This window comes from Devosia sediminis, assembly GCF_016411825.1.
Lineage (GTDB): Bacteria > Pseudomonadota > Alphaproteobacteria > Rhizobiales > Devosiaceae > Devosia > Devosia sediminis.
In genome coordinates this window covers 103,070-117,063 of sequence record NZ_JAEKMH010000002.1, presented here as the reverse complement: position 1 = coordinate 117,063, position 13,994 = coordinate 103,070, and the positions used below count along the sequence as shown (strand labels likewise).

Here is a 13,994-nt window from a genome sequence, read left to right as displayed (position 1 = left end):
GGACGTAAGCCCGGGCCATATTCTTTTGCCGCACTTGCGTGCCTTACCTATTGTTGACGGACCATCCCTTAGGATGGCCCCTGCAACGTTTCTTACGGGACCTGAAGATCTTGCAGATCTATCTGCCGATCGCCGAGCTTTCCGTGAACCTCTTCTTTCTCGTGGGGATCGGAGGGGCCGTCGGCTTTTTGTCGGGCCTGTTCGGCGTCGGCGGCGGCTTCCTTTTGACCCCGCTGCTGATCTTTTCAGGTGTGCCGACCGCCGTGGCCGTCGCCTCGGTCACCGGTCAGGTGGTGGCCGCATCCACTTCCGGCGCGCTCAGCCATTACCGGCGCGGCGGCGTCGACCTGCACCTGGCCATGTATCTCGTGCTTTCGGGCGTGCTGGGGGCTTTTGGCGGCGTGGCCGCTTTCGACCTCCTGCGCGATGTGGGACAGCTCGACCTCGTCATCTCGCTGGGCTTTTTGGTGCTGCTCGGTTCGGTCGGCATCCTGATGCTGCAGGAATCGGTGCGGGCGCTACTCAAGCGGCGGCAGGGCATCGTGGTGCGCGAGCGCCTGCCCAACCAGCATAGCTGGATCCATGGCCTGCCGCTGCGCGTGCGCTTCAAGAAGAGCCGGCTCTATATCAGCGTGTTGCCGGTGCTGATCATCGGTCTCTTCATCGGCTTTGTCGGCTCGCTGCTCGGCATTGGCGGCGGCTTCATCATGGTGCCCGCGCTGGTCTACCTGCTGCGCGTGCCCGGGTCGGTGGTCATCGGCACCTCGCTGGCGCAGGTGGTGGCGATGATGGCTGCAACGACCGTGCTCCATGCCGTGCAGAGCCAGAGCGTCGACATTCTCCTCGCCTTCTGCCTGATGGTGGGTGGCGTGGCCGGCGCCCAGTTCGGCGCGGCGGCGGGCAAGCATCTGCGCGGCGAACAGTTGCGGGGCCTCTTGGCGCTGCTGGTGCTGGCCGTGGCCATCCGCTTCGGTCTGTCCCTCGTGCTGACCCCGAACGACGTCTTCTCCATGGCGGTGAGCGGGTAAGCGCCATGAACCGCATTGTCGTCGCTTTTGTTATTCTGCTCTTCAGCCTGATCCCGGCGGCGGCCGAGCGGCTGATTTCCGGCATCTCGACCGACACCGTGCAGATCACTTCGAGCTTCGACGGTGAGCGGATGACCTTTTACGGCACGATCGCTCCGGATGCCGGCGCGGAGCAACGCTATGTGGAGGGCCCCTATCACGCCGTCATCGTGGTCATGGGCCCGACGCAGGATCGCGTGGCGCGCAAGAAGACGCGTAATTTCGGCATCTGGCTCAATACCGAACAGGTCGAGTTCCAGGGCTTTCCGAGCTATTTCCACGTCCTCTCCAGCGCACGGCTCGATGACATTACCGACGTCAACACGCTGACCACCAATTTCATTCTGCCCGAATCCCATGCCATCTCGCCCAATCCGGCCGGCTGGTGGCAGACCCTGACCTTCGGGCGCGAACTGATCCGCCTGATGTCGCAGGAAGGGCTGTTCGGCGTGCAGGAAACCGGGGTGAATTTTCACTCGGACACGTTCTATTCCGCGCAGTTGATCCTGCCCAGCAATGCGCCCCCCGGCCCCTATATCGCCCAGACTTATCTGTTCAGGGATGGCGAAATCATCGCCCGCAAGTCCGACGGCTTCGCGGTGCGCAAGATAGGCTTCGAGCGCTTCCTAGCTCTCGCTTCGACGCAGTCGCCGCTGCTCTATGGCTTGGCCTGCGTCGTCCTGGCGCTGTTCACCGGCTGGCTGGGCGGCGTGATGTTCAGACGGTAGGTACTTTTCTCCTCCCCATTGGGGAGAGGAATAAGTAGCTTCAGCCCCCGACCAACCTCTTCACCGGAACGGGATAGGCACGGTCGCTTCCGAGCATGGTCACTTCCAGCGCCGGCCAGTGAAACAGGCCGAAAAACGCCTGCGACAGGATGTTGAGCGCGCCGGTCGAACTGCCATAGGCCGGCAGAATCAGGAGCCGGCTGTCGTGCACGAAGCAGGGTTTTCGCGTCGTGCGGCCATCCATGGCGATCCGCGCGGCCGGATGCAGATGCCCCGCGACAAGGCCGGTCTGGCCCTTCTTGGGCTCGTGGGTCAGAAACAGGCCTTCGAGTTCCAGCTCCGGCAGGCAGGTGCCACCGATGGCATGGGGCACCGGATCGTGATTGCCTGATAGCCAGATGCATTCAACCGCATCGGTCATGGAATCGAGCCGCATGCGATCGGCCGGTGTCAGCAGGCCGGCCGAGTCCGGACGGTGAAAACTGTCGCCCAGCGCGATGAGGCGCTTGGCGCCGGTGCGCCTGAGGTCGGTTTCGAGCCGCGTCAGCGTCATCGCCGTATCATAGGGCGGCAGCATCTGTCCGCGACGGGCAAAGCTCGCCATCTTTTCCAGATGCAGGTCGGCGACGAGCAGAGTTTCGCGCGCGCGCCAGAACAGCGCGCCCGAGGGCAAAGGCTCGAAATTGTGACCGGCGAAACGAAGCAAGACGGTGTCCGGAATGGGATCGGCCTGGACGGCGACGCTGTTCATATAGTTTTTCGTACCCAAACCGAAAGGGAGCGTGTGATCACCCTCCCGTTGCTTCGCGGAGCAATTCCTCTGCCGCATCAGCCATAGCTGATTCCCGCGCCTCGCCAAAAACCGGCTCCTTGCCGATATCAAGGAGGATGGGCACGGCGAGCGGGGAGACCTGCGGCAGCGGCTTGTGGACGATGTGGTGGCGGATGCGGGAGAGCATGTGCCCGAGGCGCTCGATATCGAGGAGGCCGCGAGCGGCATCGCGGCGGGTCGCCTCGATGAGGATATGATCGGGCTCGTGCTGGTAGAGCACGTCATAGATGATGTCGCTGCTCATGGTGATCTGCCTTCCGGACTTTTCCTTGCCCGGATGGCGGCGTTCGATGAGGCCGGCAATGATGGCGCAATTGCGGAATGTGCGCTTCATCAGCGCCGACTCATCGAGCCAGGATTCAAGATCGTCGCCCAGCATGTCCTCGTCGAAGAGTTCGTCGAGCGAGAGCCGGCCGGTGCGGATCAACCCTGAAAGATCGCCCAGCCCCCAGACGGCCAGGGCATATTCGGAGGCGACAAAACCCAGCGGCCTTGCCCGCATGCGTTCGAGCCGGCGGGTGAGCAACATGCCCAGGGTCTGGTGCGCGAGCCGCCCCTCGAAGGGATAGCAGACCATGAAATTGGTTGAGCCGCGTGGAAAGGTCTCGACCAGGAGGCTATCGCGGCGCGGCAGCACCGAAAGATCCCGCTGCAGGCGCAGCCAGTCGGCCACCTGGTCGGGCATGGCGCCCCATTCGTCGGGACTGTCCATGATGCGACGCACCCGTTCCGCCAGATAGGTCGAGAGCGGGAACTTGCCACCCATATAGGAGGGAATTTTCGGGTCCTTGGCGAAAGCGCGCGACACGAAGGCCTCATTCTCCTTCATGCCCTCGAAGGCGACGATTTCACCACCGAACATGAAGGTGTCGCCGATGGCCAGCGTGCCGAAGAAGTATTCTTCCATTTCGCCCAGCACCCGCCCGCCGGCGCCGATGGGGCCGGTGGTGCGGCCGGACTTTTGGCCGCGCGCCCGCACCAGCCGCACCCGCACCATGGGCTCCTCGATGATGGTGCCGATATTGAGCCGGTATTGCTGGGCGACGGCGGGATGGGAGATGCGCCACTTGCCGTCTTCCATCTGCCTCAAACGGGCGTAGCGCTCGTAGGCCCGCAGGGCGTAACCGCCGGTGGCGACAAAATCGAGCACCTTGTCGAATTTTTCGCGGCTGAGATCGCGATAGGGCCAGGCCCTGATCACCTCTGCATACAGGTCTTCGGCGAGGAAAGCGTCGGCGCAGGCCATGCCGAGGACGTGCTGGGCCAGGACGTCATAGCCGCCCGGCTGCGGATCCTCGCTGTCCTGGTGGCCTTCGGACACCGCCTCCACCGCCGCCTCGCATTCGAGCACTTCGAAACGGTTGGAGGGGACAAGCAGGGCCCTCGACGGTTCATCGAGCCGGTGGTTGGCACGGCCAATGCGCTGCAGCATGCGCGAGGACCCCTTGGGCGCCCCGACCTGTACGACGAGGTCGACATCGCCCCAGTCGATGCCCAGATCGAGCGTCGAGGTGCAGACCACGGCCTTGAGCTTGCCCGAGCCCATGGCCGCCTCGACCTTGCGCCGCTGTTCCACCGACAGCGAACCGTGATGCAGGGCAATGGGCAGCATTTCATCGTTGATGTTCCAGAGCCCCTGGAACAGCAGCTCGGCCTGCGAGCGAGTATTGACGAAAAGCAGCGTGGTCTTGTGCCGCTTGATGGTCTCGTAGAGTTCGCGATGTGCATAGACCGCCGAATGCCCGGCCCAGGGCAGGCGCTCTTCGGTCTCGAGAATGCTCAGTTCCGGCGGCGCGCCGCCCACCATATGCAGCAGATCGGTTTCGCGCCCCGGATGCGGTTGGGCGATCCAGTCGCGCAGGAGGTCCGGCCGGGCAACGGTGGCCGAAAGCGCGGTGATGCGCATGTCGGGGGCCAGTCTTGCCAGCCGCGCGAGGCCCAGGGACAGGAGATCGCCGCGCTTCGAGGTCACCAGAGCATGCAGTTCGTCGAGCACGACGCGCCGCAAGGTGGCGAACATCAGCTCGGCCTGCGGATGCGAAATCAGCAGGGCGAGCTGTTCGGGCGTCGTCAGTAACACATGCGGTGGTTTCACCCGCTGCCGGGCGCGTTTGGAGGCCGGCGTGTCGCCGGTGCGGGCCTCGACCCGGATGGGCAGGCGCATTTCGGAAATCGGCGTCGACAGATTGCGCTCGACGTCGACCGCCAGCGCCTTGAGCGGGGAAATGTAGAGGGTGTGGAGGCCCTCGAAGTCGCCATCGACGAGATCGGTCAGGGTGGGCAGGAAGCCGGCCAGCGTCTTGCCGGCGCCGGTCGGGGCGATCAGCAATTGGCTGGCGCCGGACTGGTAGGAACCCAGCACATCGAGCTGATGCTGCCGCGGCGCCCAGCCGCGCGAGGCGAACCAGTCGGCGATGACGGGCGGAAGGGAGGGGGTCATGCTGGCCCCGATGGTCGCGCGAAAATACCCCCACCCTGCTTCGCGACGGACCTGGCAGTCGCCAAGTCCTGCTCAGCTTCCCTCCCCACAAGGGGGAGGGAAAGGAAGGAGCCGAAGCCTTTCGGTATCCGCGCTTCTGCAACCTGCGTCTCCCTCCCCCTTGTGGGGAGGGAATGAGGGTGGGGGTTTTGGCGCACACGGAAAAGAGACACGTTGAACCTTCTGCAAATCGCCTCGAACCCTATATGATGGCCGAGACGGTGCCAAACAGAGCGAAGCAATGACAGAAGAGATGCGACCCCCAACCCGTTCCAGTTTCGAGCGGTTCGCAGGCGGCAAGCCGGTATCGGTACTGGTCAAGCTGGTGCTCCTGTCGCTGCTCGTGGGTTTCGTCATGGTCATGTTCGGCTTCGATGCGGCCGACCTTGTTCGCGGCGCGTTGGACCTCGTGCGCGAAACCATCCGCGATGGCGCGGGCCTCTTCAGGCAGGTGAGCGTCTATATCCTCACCGGCGCCGCAGTGGTCGTGCCGATCTGGCTGGTGCTGCGCCTCCTGCGCCCGCGCTGATGCCCGAAACACTTGCCCTGACGCCGCAACAGGCGCTGTCGCGCCTCGTGCCGCATATTCTCGAAATGGAAAGCGCGGCCGGCGGGCAGCGCATCGCCATCGGCATTGCCGGTGGCCCAGGGGCCGGCAAGTCGACATTGGCGGCCGAACTCGTCACCATGCTCAATGCGGTCAAACCCGGCAGCGCCGCGCTCGTGCCCATGGACGGCTTCCACATGAAGCATGCCAAGATCGAGGCCATGGGCGAGGTGGACCGCAAAGGGGCGCCGCATACATTCGAGGGCGCAGCATTCGTCAGCTTCCTCCATCATCTCAAGCACGCGACCGCACCGGTCAGCGGGCCCGGCTATAGCCGCAAGATCGAGGATACCGTCGCTGATGCCTTTACCGTCGCGCCCGATGTCAGGGTGCTGGTGGTGGAAGGCAATTACCTGCTGCTCACGCAGGGGCCATGGGCCGGAGTGAAGGCGCTGCTCGACTATACCGTCTTCATCCACGTACCACGCGATCTGGTGCGGGCCCGCCTGCTGCGGCGCCATGGCGAGGAAGGGCTCTTCACCGAGGAGCGCAACCGCGCCCATGTCGAGCGCAACGACCTGCCCAATTACGACCTCGTCGACCAGTCGCGCGAGGGAGCAGATGTGGTGTTCGCGCTTGAGGTTGAGCGGTAGGCCCCCACCCTTGATCCCTCCCCACAAGGGGGAGGCAGACGATGAACACTGAGGGTTCGGCCCTGCGCCTCCCTCCCCCTTGTGGGGAGGGATTGAGGGTGGGGGTTCCCAAGTTTCGATGCGATGCTAATAAGCATCGTCGATCCTTCGAGCTCACCATGACCACCCGTCCCCAGCATCCGTTCGACGTCCGCCATGCCGACGTCTGGAAGATCGCCCTGCCCGCCTCCGTTGCCTTCATCACCGAACCCATGGTGGGGCTCGTGGACATCACCGTGGTCGGGCGGCTCGGTGATGCGGCAATGCTCGGTGGGCTGGTGCTGGGCGCGCTGGTTTTCGACGTCCTGTTCTCGCTCGCTTATTTTCTCCGCATCGGCACGGCCGGTCTCGTCGCCCAGTCGGTTGGCGCCCGCGATGCGCGCAATGGCCTCCTTCATGTCAGCCGGGCGCTGATCCTGGGTGTCATCATCGGCCTCCTGATGATCCTTCTTGCCGTGCCCATCTTCTGGGCCTGCGAAGCCGTGCTGGCGCCCGCGCCCGGGGTCAGCGCGGCGCTGGCCGACTATTATTTCATCCGCATCTGGTCGGCGCCGTTCTCGCTGATCAACTATGCCCTGCTCGGCTGGTTCTACGGCCGGGCGGAAGCGCGCACCGGCATGATGCTGCAATTGCTGCTGCATCTCATCGACATCGCCCTGTCCATCTGGTTCGTCCACGGCCTCGGCTGGGGCGTGCCCGGCGCGGCCTGGGGTACGGTGATCGGCCAGGCCGTGGCGGCGGGCGTCGGCCTTATCATCCTGTTGCGCAGCCAGGGCGGGTTCGCCGGCTTTGCGGCACGCTTCGCGCCGGGTGCCCTGGGAGATGGCGCCGCGATCCGGCGCATGTTCGGCCTGAGCCGCGACCTGATGATCCGTTCCATCGCGCTGATGGGCGCCTATGCCTGGTTTGCCGCGCAAGGCTCGCGCATGGGCGAGGTGGCGCTGGCCGCCAATGCGCTGCTGCTCAATCTGCTGATGGTTGTCGGCTTTTTTCTCGACGGCATCGCCCAGGCGGGCGAACAGCTCACCGGCAAGGCGGTCGGTGCCAATTGGCGGCCGGCTTTCGATCGGGCCTATGGGCTGTCGCTGCTGTGGGGGCTGATCATCTCGGTATGCCTGGGAGTGGTCTTCTACCTCGCCGGACCCGCCCTGATCGGCTTCATGAGCACCAATGAAGCCGTGCGCCAATATGCACTCGACTACCTGCCGCTGGCGGCGCTCTGCTCGCTGACCTTCATGCCGGCCGTGGTGCATGACGGCATTCTCATTGGCACGACGCAGAATGTGCTGATGCGCAACGGCATGGTCGCCTCGCTGCCGGTTTTCCTCGGCGCGGCGCTGCTCCTGCAGCCGCTTTGGGGCAATTGGGGCCTCTGGGCCGCGTTGCACCTGTGGTTCCTGACGCGCGGAGTGATCTACTGGTGGGCGCTTGGGCAGCGCAAGGCGGGGCTATTCAGCCCGACCTGAGCTCCAGTCGTCGACCCTGCTGCCCACCAGCTCGGCAATGTTGGTCTTGCCGGCCGCGCGCACGCCGGCAACGAGGCCGCGCTTGATGCGATCGAGCAGGTCGAGGCCGCCGAAGACCAGCGCCGAATAGAGCTGGATGGCATTGGCGCCGGCCTCGAACTTGGCGAGCGCCGATTGCGGGGAGTGGATGCCGCCGACACCCACGAGCGGCAGCGTGCCGACACGCTGGCGCATCTGCGCCAGGCGCTGAGTGGAGAGCGCGAAGAGCGGCTTGCCCGAGAGCCCGCCCGTCTCGGTGGCGTTTTCCATGCCGGCGACAGGATCGCGCGAAATCGTGGTGTTGGAAACGATCAGGCCATCGAGGTCGGTGTCGAGAATGACCCGCGCCACGGCGTCCATGCCTGCCTCATCGAGATCGGGCGCGATCTTCAACAGCACCGGCACGCGCGTCCTGGCCTTGGCGCGGGCGGTGAGCACTTCGCCGAGCAGGCGACGCAGCGCTTCGTCGGCCTGAAGGTTCCGCAGGCCCGGCGTATTGGGCGAGGAGATGTTGACGGTGAGATAGTCGGCGAGATCAGCGAAGCGCTGGACGCCCAGCACATAGTCGGCGACGAAATCCTCGCTGTCCTTGTTGGCGCCGATATTGACGCCCAGAGCGGCCGGAACGCGCAGCCCCTTCAAGCGCTCGAAGGCCGCATTATGCCCCTCATTGTTGAAGCCCATGCGGTTGATGACGCCATCGGCCCCGGCAATGCGGAAAAGGCGCGGCTTGGCATTGCCCGCCTGCGGGCGCGGGGTGACGGTGCCGATCTCGACCATGCCGAAGCCCATCAGCGCGAGCGGGCGCGGCACTTCGGCATTCTTGTCGAAGCCCGCTGCCATGCCCACGGGGTTTTTGAGCTCGAGACCGCAGAGGCTCGTCGCCAGTTCCGGGGGATCGGCGTATTCCTGCTGCGGGGCCAGGCCCAGCCGCAGAGCCGTGATGGTGGCGCCATGGGCGGTTTCGGCGTCCATGCGCAGCAGCGTGTCGCGGGTGAGGCTGGCAAGGCCGGCATTGCGCAGGAGGGGCGAGAAGGCGGAAAGGATCATCGGACAGTCTCCGGCAGGTCGCAGTGCCCTTCGGCATCGACGCTTGTCTCCGCCTCCCATTCCACGAGGCCGAGGTCCAGCGGGCCGCCATAAAGATGCGGAAAGAGCTGGCCACCCCGCGATGGCTCCCAGACGAGGCTGTCACCCAGAGGCGCGGTCGGCACGGCCAGCAGCACCAGATCGGCCTGATCCTTGAAATGCAAGCGCAGGGTCTCGGGCAGTTGCGCGGCGGTCGAAAAATGCATGTAGCCGTCCGCCAGGTCGATCGGCATGCCGGCATAGTGGCCGGCCAGACGCGCCGGTGCGAGACTGGCGCCGGTGGCGATCTTGTAGATGAGCCGGGGCAAATCGGACATGGTCGGCACCCTTTTGGAAGGCAGAGGGGATCGGTGCCGGGGTAATGCGGAACTGCCCGCTTTACAAGCGGGATCAGCAGGCCTATTTTAGGATTGTTTTCCGCAATAAGACATAATTCCTTTCAGGTCTTGCCATGCTTTCACATCGGGCCATCTGGGACGGCATCGACTCGCTGGCGCGACGCCAGGGGGTCTCGGTATCCGCTCTGGCCAAGCTCGCTGGGCTCGACGCCACTGCCTTCAACGTCTCCAAGCGCGTCAGCCGCGATGGACGCGAGCGCTGGCCCTCCACGGAAAGCATTGCCAAGATACTCGAGGCCACAGGCGAGAATTTCGACAGCTTCCTGTCCGGCACCGGCGCCTTTCTGTCCATGCCCAGCGGATTTTCCGAGCCTGCGGGCGATCTGCGCAACATCCCGCTCCTCGGTCTGGCGCAGGCCGGCAGCGGCGGCTTTTTCGATCATGCCGGCTTTCCGGTTGGCCATGGCTGGGATGAAGTGGCGCTGCCGACGCCCGACGACAATGGCATTTATGCGCTGGAAATCTCCGGCGACAGCATGGAGCCGCTCTATCGCGAGGGCGACCGCATCGTCGTCTCCCCCACCGAGCAGGTGCGGCGCGGCGACCGCGTCGTCGTCAAGACCCGCGAGGGCGAGGTGATGGCCAAGATCCTGTTTCGCCAGACGGCGCGGCAGATTGAGCTGCATTCGATCAATCCGGCCTATGATCCGCGCATTCTCGACATTGTCGATGTGGAGTGGATGGCCCGCATCATCTGGGCCAGCCAGTGAGGATCGCGCCCGCCGTCGCATCCGACGCCGCCGATTGGGTTGCGATGCGCACCGCGCTGTGGCCCGATGGCGGCAATGGCGCGCATGCCGCGGACATCGCGCGCGTTCTGGCCGATCCGGGCGACACGCTGAACCTCGTCGCGCGGAGCGACGGGAACAAGGCGCTCGGCTTTCTGGAGGCCAGCCTCCGGCACGACTATGTCGAAGGCTGCAAGACTTCGCCGGTGGCGTTTCTCGAGGGCATTTTCGTTTGGCCGGAGGCGCGTGGCACGGGCGTGGCCGGCGCCATGGTGGCCCATGCCGAAGACTGGGGCCGACAGCGCGGATGCACCGAATTCGCCTCGGACGCAGCCCTCGACAATCTCGCCAGTCACAGCATGCACACGGCGCTGGGCTTCGCGGAAACCCGGCGGGTCGTCTATTTCAAAAAGGCCCTGTGAAGCGGCTCAAGCGTAGTCGGAGCAACTCGTATTATTGTTTTACAATAATTGTTATTGCAGAACGATAATTTCTGTGTGATCAATCCGATGCAGATCGGAGGGTTGAAATGGTCACTGGCTCAGAAGCGCAAGGCGGCGGGATGAAGGCGATGGATGTCGCGCCGCGCATGGGGTTGCTGTTCAACGGCCTTGCGATCGGATCAGTTACGTTGGCCACGCTGCTGCCCATCGTCTCGGTGACTTACTGGCTGCTTGTCGATCCGGGCGAGGCGCGACAGGCAGTGGGCCTGCCACCAGAACTATTGCCCGACATCGCCATGGGGCAGCGGCTCGCGGCCGCGGTGGTCGCTCTTGTCATCTGCCTCCCTATGGCCTGGGGATTTGCCCGCCTGCGGACATGTCTGGCCAACTTTGCCGCCGGTCGCCCCTTCACGGTCGAGGGCATAGCAGGCCTCCGCGACTTCGCTCTGGGCGGGATGCTCGCGGCCCTGGCGCAACTGTTAGGGCACACGGCGATGGGCCTTGTGCTCACCTGGACTGCCGCCCCCGGACACCGCCAGCTCGTCCTGCGCATCGACAGCGACATGCTGCTGCTCGCCATGTTTGCCGGCACAGTCGCCGCGCTCGCATGGGCCATGGAAAAAGCCGCGGCCTTGGCCGAAGAAAACAGCCAGTTCATCTGATGGCGATCAGGGTCAATCTCGGCGTCGTCCTGGCGCAGCGCAATGTGAAGTCCAAGGACCTCGCCGAATATATCGGCATCACCGAGGCCAATCTCAGCCTTCTCAAACAAGGCAAGGTCAAGGGCATCCGCTTCGATACGCTCGAAGCCATCTGCCGCTATCTCGACTGCCAGCCCGGGGACGTCCTCGTCTTCGAGGATGATCCGCCAGCGGCGGTCTAGGCTTTTTCACCCAAGGAGACATGACATGCGGTTCCTCACCGGCGCCGTCGCGATGACGCTTGCCTTCATCACGGCGACTACGGCCATGGCCGAAACGCTGCTGCGCGGCGATGGCAGCCCTATCCACTATCACTTTGATCGCCCGGACGGTCCGGTCGAGGGCCTCATTCTCATTGCCCAGGGCTCGGGATGTGCGGCAGCGGCCGACAATGCTTCGCTGGCTGCGGTGCGCGACGCCTTTGCTGGTTATGCGGCGGTGACTGTGGAGAAATCCGGCGTGACGCCCGAGGCCGGCATCGTCGACGGCTTTGCCGACTGCCCGGCTGCCTTCCACGAGACCTATACGCTGACGCAGCGGGTGGAGGACTACCGGACGGTGCTCGCCCATGTGCGGCAGGACGAGGAGCTGGCAGGACCAAAGCTGGTGCTGTTCGGCGGCTCCGAGGGTGGCCTGGCTGTGGCGCAGCTCGCCGCCACCGAGGAGCCTTACGCCACGATCATCCTGTCATCGGCCACCGGCATGACCCTCGAGGAGATCATCCTCATGACCCTGCCGCCGGAGGGCCAGGTTGCAGTATCCGCCGGGTTCGACGCCGCGAGGGCAGATCCCGAGGGCAGCGCCATCTTCGCCGGCTCGTCGCACCGATTCTGGGCCGACATCCTTGATCAGCGTGCCCTCGACGCCATGCTCATCAGCACAGCGCCGTTCCTGCTCATCCAGGGCGGGCTCGACACGTCCAGCCCGCCGGCGGCATCGCGCCCCACCCTCGATGCCTATGCCAAGGCCGGCGCCTGCGGCCTCACCTATTGGGAATTTCCGGGCCTCGACCACGGCATGCTGACGCCGGCCGGCAAGTCCCGGCTGGACGATGTGTTGAGCCTGGCCGCGCAATGGGTCGAGCAGCCGATGACCAGCTGCTGAACCAGATCAGCGCTGCGCCGACGCCTGAAGCTCGCCGGCCAGCGCCCTTGCGATCAGCCGGCGGGTGTTTTCCACGCCATAGAGCGCGGCGAAGGAACCAAAACGCGGGCCGCGCTCCTGGCCAATCAACACCTGGTAGAGCATCTGGAAGAAGTCGCCCGAGACACCAGGACCGCCATTCGGTCCCTGCTTGGAGTGATCCTGATAGCGCTCGATGCCGCGCGCGACATCAAGGGCAGCATTCTGGATGTCCTCGTTGCTGGCCTCGGCCGGCAGCTTGCCGAACGTCTCCGACAGGGCTTCGAGCGCGGCGCGTTCGACCTCGTCGGGGGCGCGATAGTTCTTCTGCACGAAATCGCGGAAGTAGCGCATGGCATAGCCGACCAGCGCATCGAGATGCGGATGGGTCTTGGCCGAAACGCCCGGCGCATAGGCCGAGATATAGCCCCACATGACTTCCGGCGTTTCCGGATTGGAGGCCGTGGCCAGGTTGAGGAGCAGGCCGAACGTCACCGGCATGTCGACCTGGGGCACATTGCCGTAGTGGACATGGAAGGCCGGGTTTTCGAGGCGCTGCGCTGCGTCCTGGCGTTCGTATGCGGCGACAAAGGAGAAATACTCGTCCACGGCGCGCGGGATGACGTCGAAATGCAGGCGCTTGGCGACGCGCGGCTTCTGGAACATGTAGAGCCCGAGGCTCTCGGTCGGCGCATAGGTCAGCCATTCGTCGATGGTCAGGCCATTGCCCTTCGACTTCGAAATTTTTTGGCCTTCGGCGTCGAGGAACAGTTCATAGACATAGTGCTCGGGCGGGGTGCCGCCGAGGATCGCGCAGATCTTGTCGTAGAGGTGCTGGTTGGTCTGGTGGTCCTTGCCGAACATCTCGAAATCGACGCCGAGCGCGGCCCAGCGCATGCCGAAGTCGGGCTTCCACTGCAGCTTCACATGGCCGCCGGTGACCGGCACGGTGGTGTCGTGGCCATCCTCGTCCTCGAAGGTCACCGTGCCGTCCTTGGCATTGACTTCCTTCATCGGCACATAGAGCACGCGGCCGGAAATCGGAGAGATCGGCAGGAAGGGCGAATAAGTTGCCTGCCGCTCGGGCCCGAGGGTGGGCAGCATCACGTCCATGATCGCCTGGTAGCGCTCGGCGGCCAGGCGCAGCACGGTGTCGAACTGGCCGGTCTTGTAATAGTCGGTGGCGCTGGCGAACTCGTAGTCGAAGCCAAAAGTGTCGAGGAAGCGGCGCAGCATGGCGTTGTTATGCTCGCCGAAGCTCGCATATTCGTTGGTCCAGGGATCGGGGACCGAAGTCAGCGGCTTTTGCAGATGCGGCTCCATCGCCTCCTTGGAGGGGACGGTGTCGGGGATCTTGCGCATCCCGTCCATGTCGTCCGAGAAGCACAAAAGGCGCGTCGGGATCTGGTCGCGCGTGAGCAGGCGGAAGGCCGTGCGCACCATGGTGGTGCGCGCGACTTCGCCGAAGGTGCCGATATGCGGCAGGCCCGAGGGACCATAGCCGGTCTCGAACAGGGCCTCGCCCTTGCCCGACTTTTCCAGGCGTTTGACCAGCTTGCGCGCTTCTTCGAAGGGCCAGGCGCGCGCCGTCTGGGCGGGCGCGAAGAAATCGGGGTCAAGTTCGGGCAAAGCGGCAGGCGACACGGGGCAGCGGCCTTTCGGG

Annotated in this window: 15 protein-coding genes; 10 read left to right on the top strand and 5 right to left on the bottom strand. The window is 64.7% G+C overall.

Annotation, left to right across the window (positions count from 1 at the left end):
- Positions 1–110 precede the first annotated feature (110 nt).
- Positions 111–1,028: a sulfite exporter TauE/SafE family protein gene (locus tag JEQ47_RS07820; protein ID WP_198875861.1), complete on the top strand. Its 918-nt coding sequence runs from the start codon at positions 111–113 to the stop codon at positions 1,026–1,028.
- A gap of 5 nt (positions 1,029–1,033) precedes the next feature.
- Positions 1,034–1,795, top strand: a complete 762-nt coding sequence (locus JEQ47_RS07815; protein ID WP_198875860.1) for a TIGR02186 family protein — start codon at positions 1,034–1,036, stop codon at positions 1,793–1,795.
- A 40-nt stretch (positions 1,796–1,835) separates the two neighbouring features.
- Here JEQ47_RS07815 and pdeM read toward each other — a convergent pair whose 3' ends face one another.
- Both pdeM and JEQ47_RS07805 read right to left on the bottom strand, forming a co-directional pair.
- Positions 1,836–2,546 (bottom strand): ligase-associated DNA damage response endonuclease PdeM, encoded by a 711-nt coding sequence (gene pdeM / locus JEQ47_RS07810; RefSeq protein WP_198875859.1) that lies wholly within the window; start codon positions 2,544–2,546, stop codon positions 1,836–1,838.
- Between the two features lie 37 nt (positions 2,547–2,583).
- The gene (locus JEQ47_RS07805) at positions 2,584–5,067 is read right to left on the bottom strand and encodes a ligase-associated DNA damage response DEXH box helicase (protein ID WP_198875858.1); all 2,484 of its coding nucleotides are present in this window, start codon (positions 5,065–5,067) and stop codon (positions 2,584–2,586) included.
- A gap of 292 nt (positions 5,068–5,359) precedes the next feature.
- On the opposite strand from JEQ47_RS07805, the gene JEQ47_RS07800 reads away from it, so the two are divergent.
- The 3 genes from JEQ47_RS07800 to JEQ47_RS07790 all read left to right on the top strand — a co-directional run bounded on the left by JEQ47_RS07800 (position 5,360) and on the right by JEQ47_RS07790 (position 7,811).
- Positions 5,360–5,635, top strand: a complete 276-nt coding sequence (locus JEQ47_RS07800) for a DUF6460 domain-containing protein (protein WP_198875857.1) — start codon at positions 5,360–5,362, stop codon at positions 5,633–5,635.
- On the top strand, positions 5,635–6,306 hold the full coding sequence (locus JEQ47_RS07795) for a nucleoside/nucleotide kinase family protein (RefSeq protein WP_198875856.1): 672 nt from the start codon (positions 5,635–5,637) through the stop codon (positions 6,304–6,306). The genes JEQ47_RS07800 and JEQ47_RS07795 overlap by 1 nt, the downstream gene beginning before the upstream one ends.
- Before the next feature lie 158 nt (positions 6,307–6,464).
- Complete coding sequence (locus JEQ47_RS07790) at positions 6,465–7,811, top strand: MATE family efflux transporter (protein WP_198875855.1); 1,347 nt, start codon at positions 6,465–6,467, stop codon at positions 7,809–7,811.
- On the opposite strand, the gene JEQ47_RS07785 is transcribed toward JEQ47_RS07790, so the two are convergent.
- The gene (locus JEQ47_RS07785) at positions 7,794–8,900 is read right to left on the bottom strand and encodes a quinone-dependent dihydroorotate dehydrogenase (protein ID WP_198875854.1); all 1,107 of its coding nucleotides are present in this window, start codon (positions 8,898–8,900) and stop codon (positions 7,794–7,796) included. The two genes, JEQ47_RS07790 and JEQ47_RS07785, sit on opposite strands and share 18 nt — an antisense overlap.
- Positions 8,897–9,256, bottom strand: coding sequence for a DUF952 domain-containing protein (locus JEQ47_RS07780; RefSeq protein WP_198875853.1), 360 nt, complete (start codon positions 9,254–9,256; stop codon positions 8,897–8,899). The genes JEQ47_RS07785 and JEQ47_RS07780 overlap by 4 nt, the downstream gene beginning before the upstream one ends.
- Positions 9,257–9,390: 134 nt before the next feature.
- On the opposite strand from JEQ47_RS07780, the gene JEQ47_RS07775 reads away from it, so the two are divergent.
- The 5 genes from JEQ47_RS07775 (at position 9,391) to JEQ47_RS07755 (ending at position 12,313) form a co-directional block, all read left to right on the top strand.
- On the top strand, positions 9,391–10,047 hold the full coding sequence (locus JEQ47_RS07775; protein WP_198875852.1) for a S24 family peptidase: 657 nt from the start codon (positions 9,391–9,393) through the stop codon (positions 10,045–10,047).
- Positions 10,044–10,487 carry an aminoglycoside 6'-N-acetyltransferase gene (aac(6'), locus tag JEQ47_RS07770; RefSeq protein WP_328768519.1) on the top strand — a complete coding sequence of 148 codons (444 nt, stop codon included), beginning with the start codon at positions 10,044–10,046 and terminating at the stop codon, positions 10,485–10,487. The genes JEQ47_RS07775 and aac(6') overlap by 4 nt, the downstream gene beginning before the upstream one ends.
- Positions 10,488–10,594: 107 nt before the next feature.
- The gene (locus JEQ47_RS07765) at positions 10,595–11,170 is read left to right on the top strand and encodes a hypothetical protein (RefSeq protein ID WP_198875851.1); all 576 of its coding nucleotides are present in this window, start codon (positions 10,595–10,597) and stop codon (positions 11,168–11,170) included.
- Positions 11,170–11,391: a helix-turn-helix domain-containing protein gene (locus JEQ47_RS07760; protein ID WP_198875850.1), complete on the top strand. Its 222-nt coding sequence runs from the start codon at positions 11,170–11,172 to the stop codon at positions 11,389–11,391. Before JEQ47_RS07765 ends, JEQ47_RS07760 begins: the two co-directional genes overlap by 1 nt.
- Before the next feature lie 25 nt (positions 11,392–11,416).
- On the top strand, positions 11,417–12,313 hold the full coding sequence (locus JEQ47_RS07755) for an alpha/beta hydrolase (protein WP_198875849.1): 897 nt from the start codon (positions 11,417–11,419) through the stop codon (positions 12,311–12,313).
- Between the two features lie 6 nt (positions 12,314–12,319).
- On the opposite strand, the gene JEQ47_RS07750 is transcribed toward JEQ47_RS07755, so the two are convergent.
- Positions 12,320–13,975, bottom strand: coding sequence for a lysine--tRNA ligase (locus tag JEQ47_RS07750; protein WP_328768963.1), 1,656 nt, complete (start codon positions 13,973–13,975; stop codon positions 12,320–12,322).
- Positions 13,976–13,994 lie beyond the last annotated feature (19 nt).

Bases quoted from the DNA above. Each gene is read 5' to 3' on its own strand.
- JEQ47_RS07815 (WP_198875860.1), top strand. From the start codon at position 1,034: ATGAACCGCATTGTCGTCGCTTTTGTTATTCTGCTCTTCAGCCTGATC.
- pdeM (WP_198875859.1), bottom strand. From the start codon at position 2,546: ATGAACAGCGTCGCCGTCCAGGCCGATCCCATTCCGGACACCGTCTTG.
- JEQ47_RS07805 (WP_198875858.1), bottom strand. From the start codon at position 5,067: ATGACCCCCTCCCTTCCGCCCGTCATCGCCGACTGGTTCGCCTCGCGC.
- JEQ47_RS07800 (WP_198875857.1), top strand. From the start codon at position 5,360: ATGCGACCCCCAACCCGTTCCAGTTTCGAGCGGTTCGCAGGCGGCAAG.
- JEQ47_RS07795 (WP_198875856.1), top strand. From the start codon at position 5,635: ATGCCCGAAACACTTGCCCTGACGCCGCAACAGGCGCTGTCGCGCCTC.
- JEQ47_RS07790 (WP_198875855.1), top strand. From the start codon at position 6,465: ATGACCACCCGTCCCCAGCATCCGTTCGACGTCCGCCATGCCGACGTC.
- JEQ47_RS07785 (WP_198875854.1), bottom strand. From the start codon at position 8,900: ATGATCCTTTCCGCCTTCTCGCCCCTCCTGCGCAATGCCGGCCTTGCC.
- JEQ47_RS07780 (WP_198875853.1), bottom strand. From the start codon at position 9,256: ATGTCCGATTTGCCCCGGCTCATCTACAAGATCGCCACCGGCGCCAGT.
- JEQ47_RS07775 (WP_198875852.1), top strand. From the start codon at position 9,391: ATGCTTTCACATCGGGCCATCTGGGACGGCATCGACTCGCTGGCGCGA.
- JEQ47_RS07765 (WP_198875851.1), top strand. From the start codon at position 10,595: ATGGTCACTGGCTCAGAAGCGCAAGGCGGCGGGATGAAGGCGATGGAT.
- JEQ47_RS07760 (WP_198875850.1), top strand. From the start codon at position 11,170: ATGGCGATCAGGGTCAATCTCGGCGTCGTCCTGGCGCAGCGCAATGTG.
- JEQ47_RS07755 (WP_198875849.1), top strand. From the start codon at position 11,417: ATGCGGTTCCTCACCGGCGCCGTCGCGATGACGCTTGCCTTCATCACG.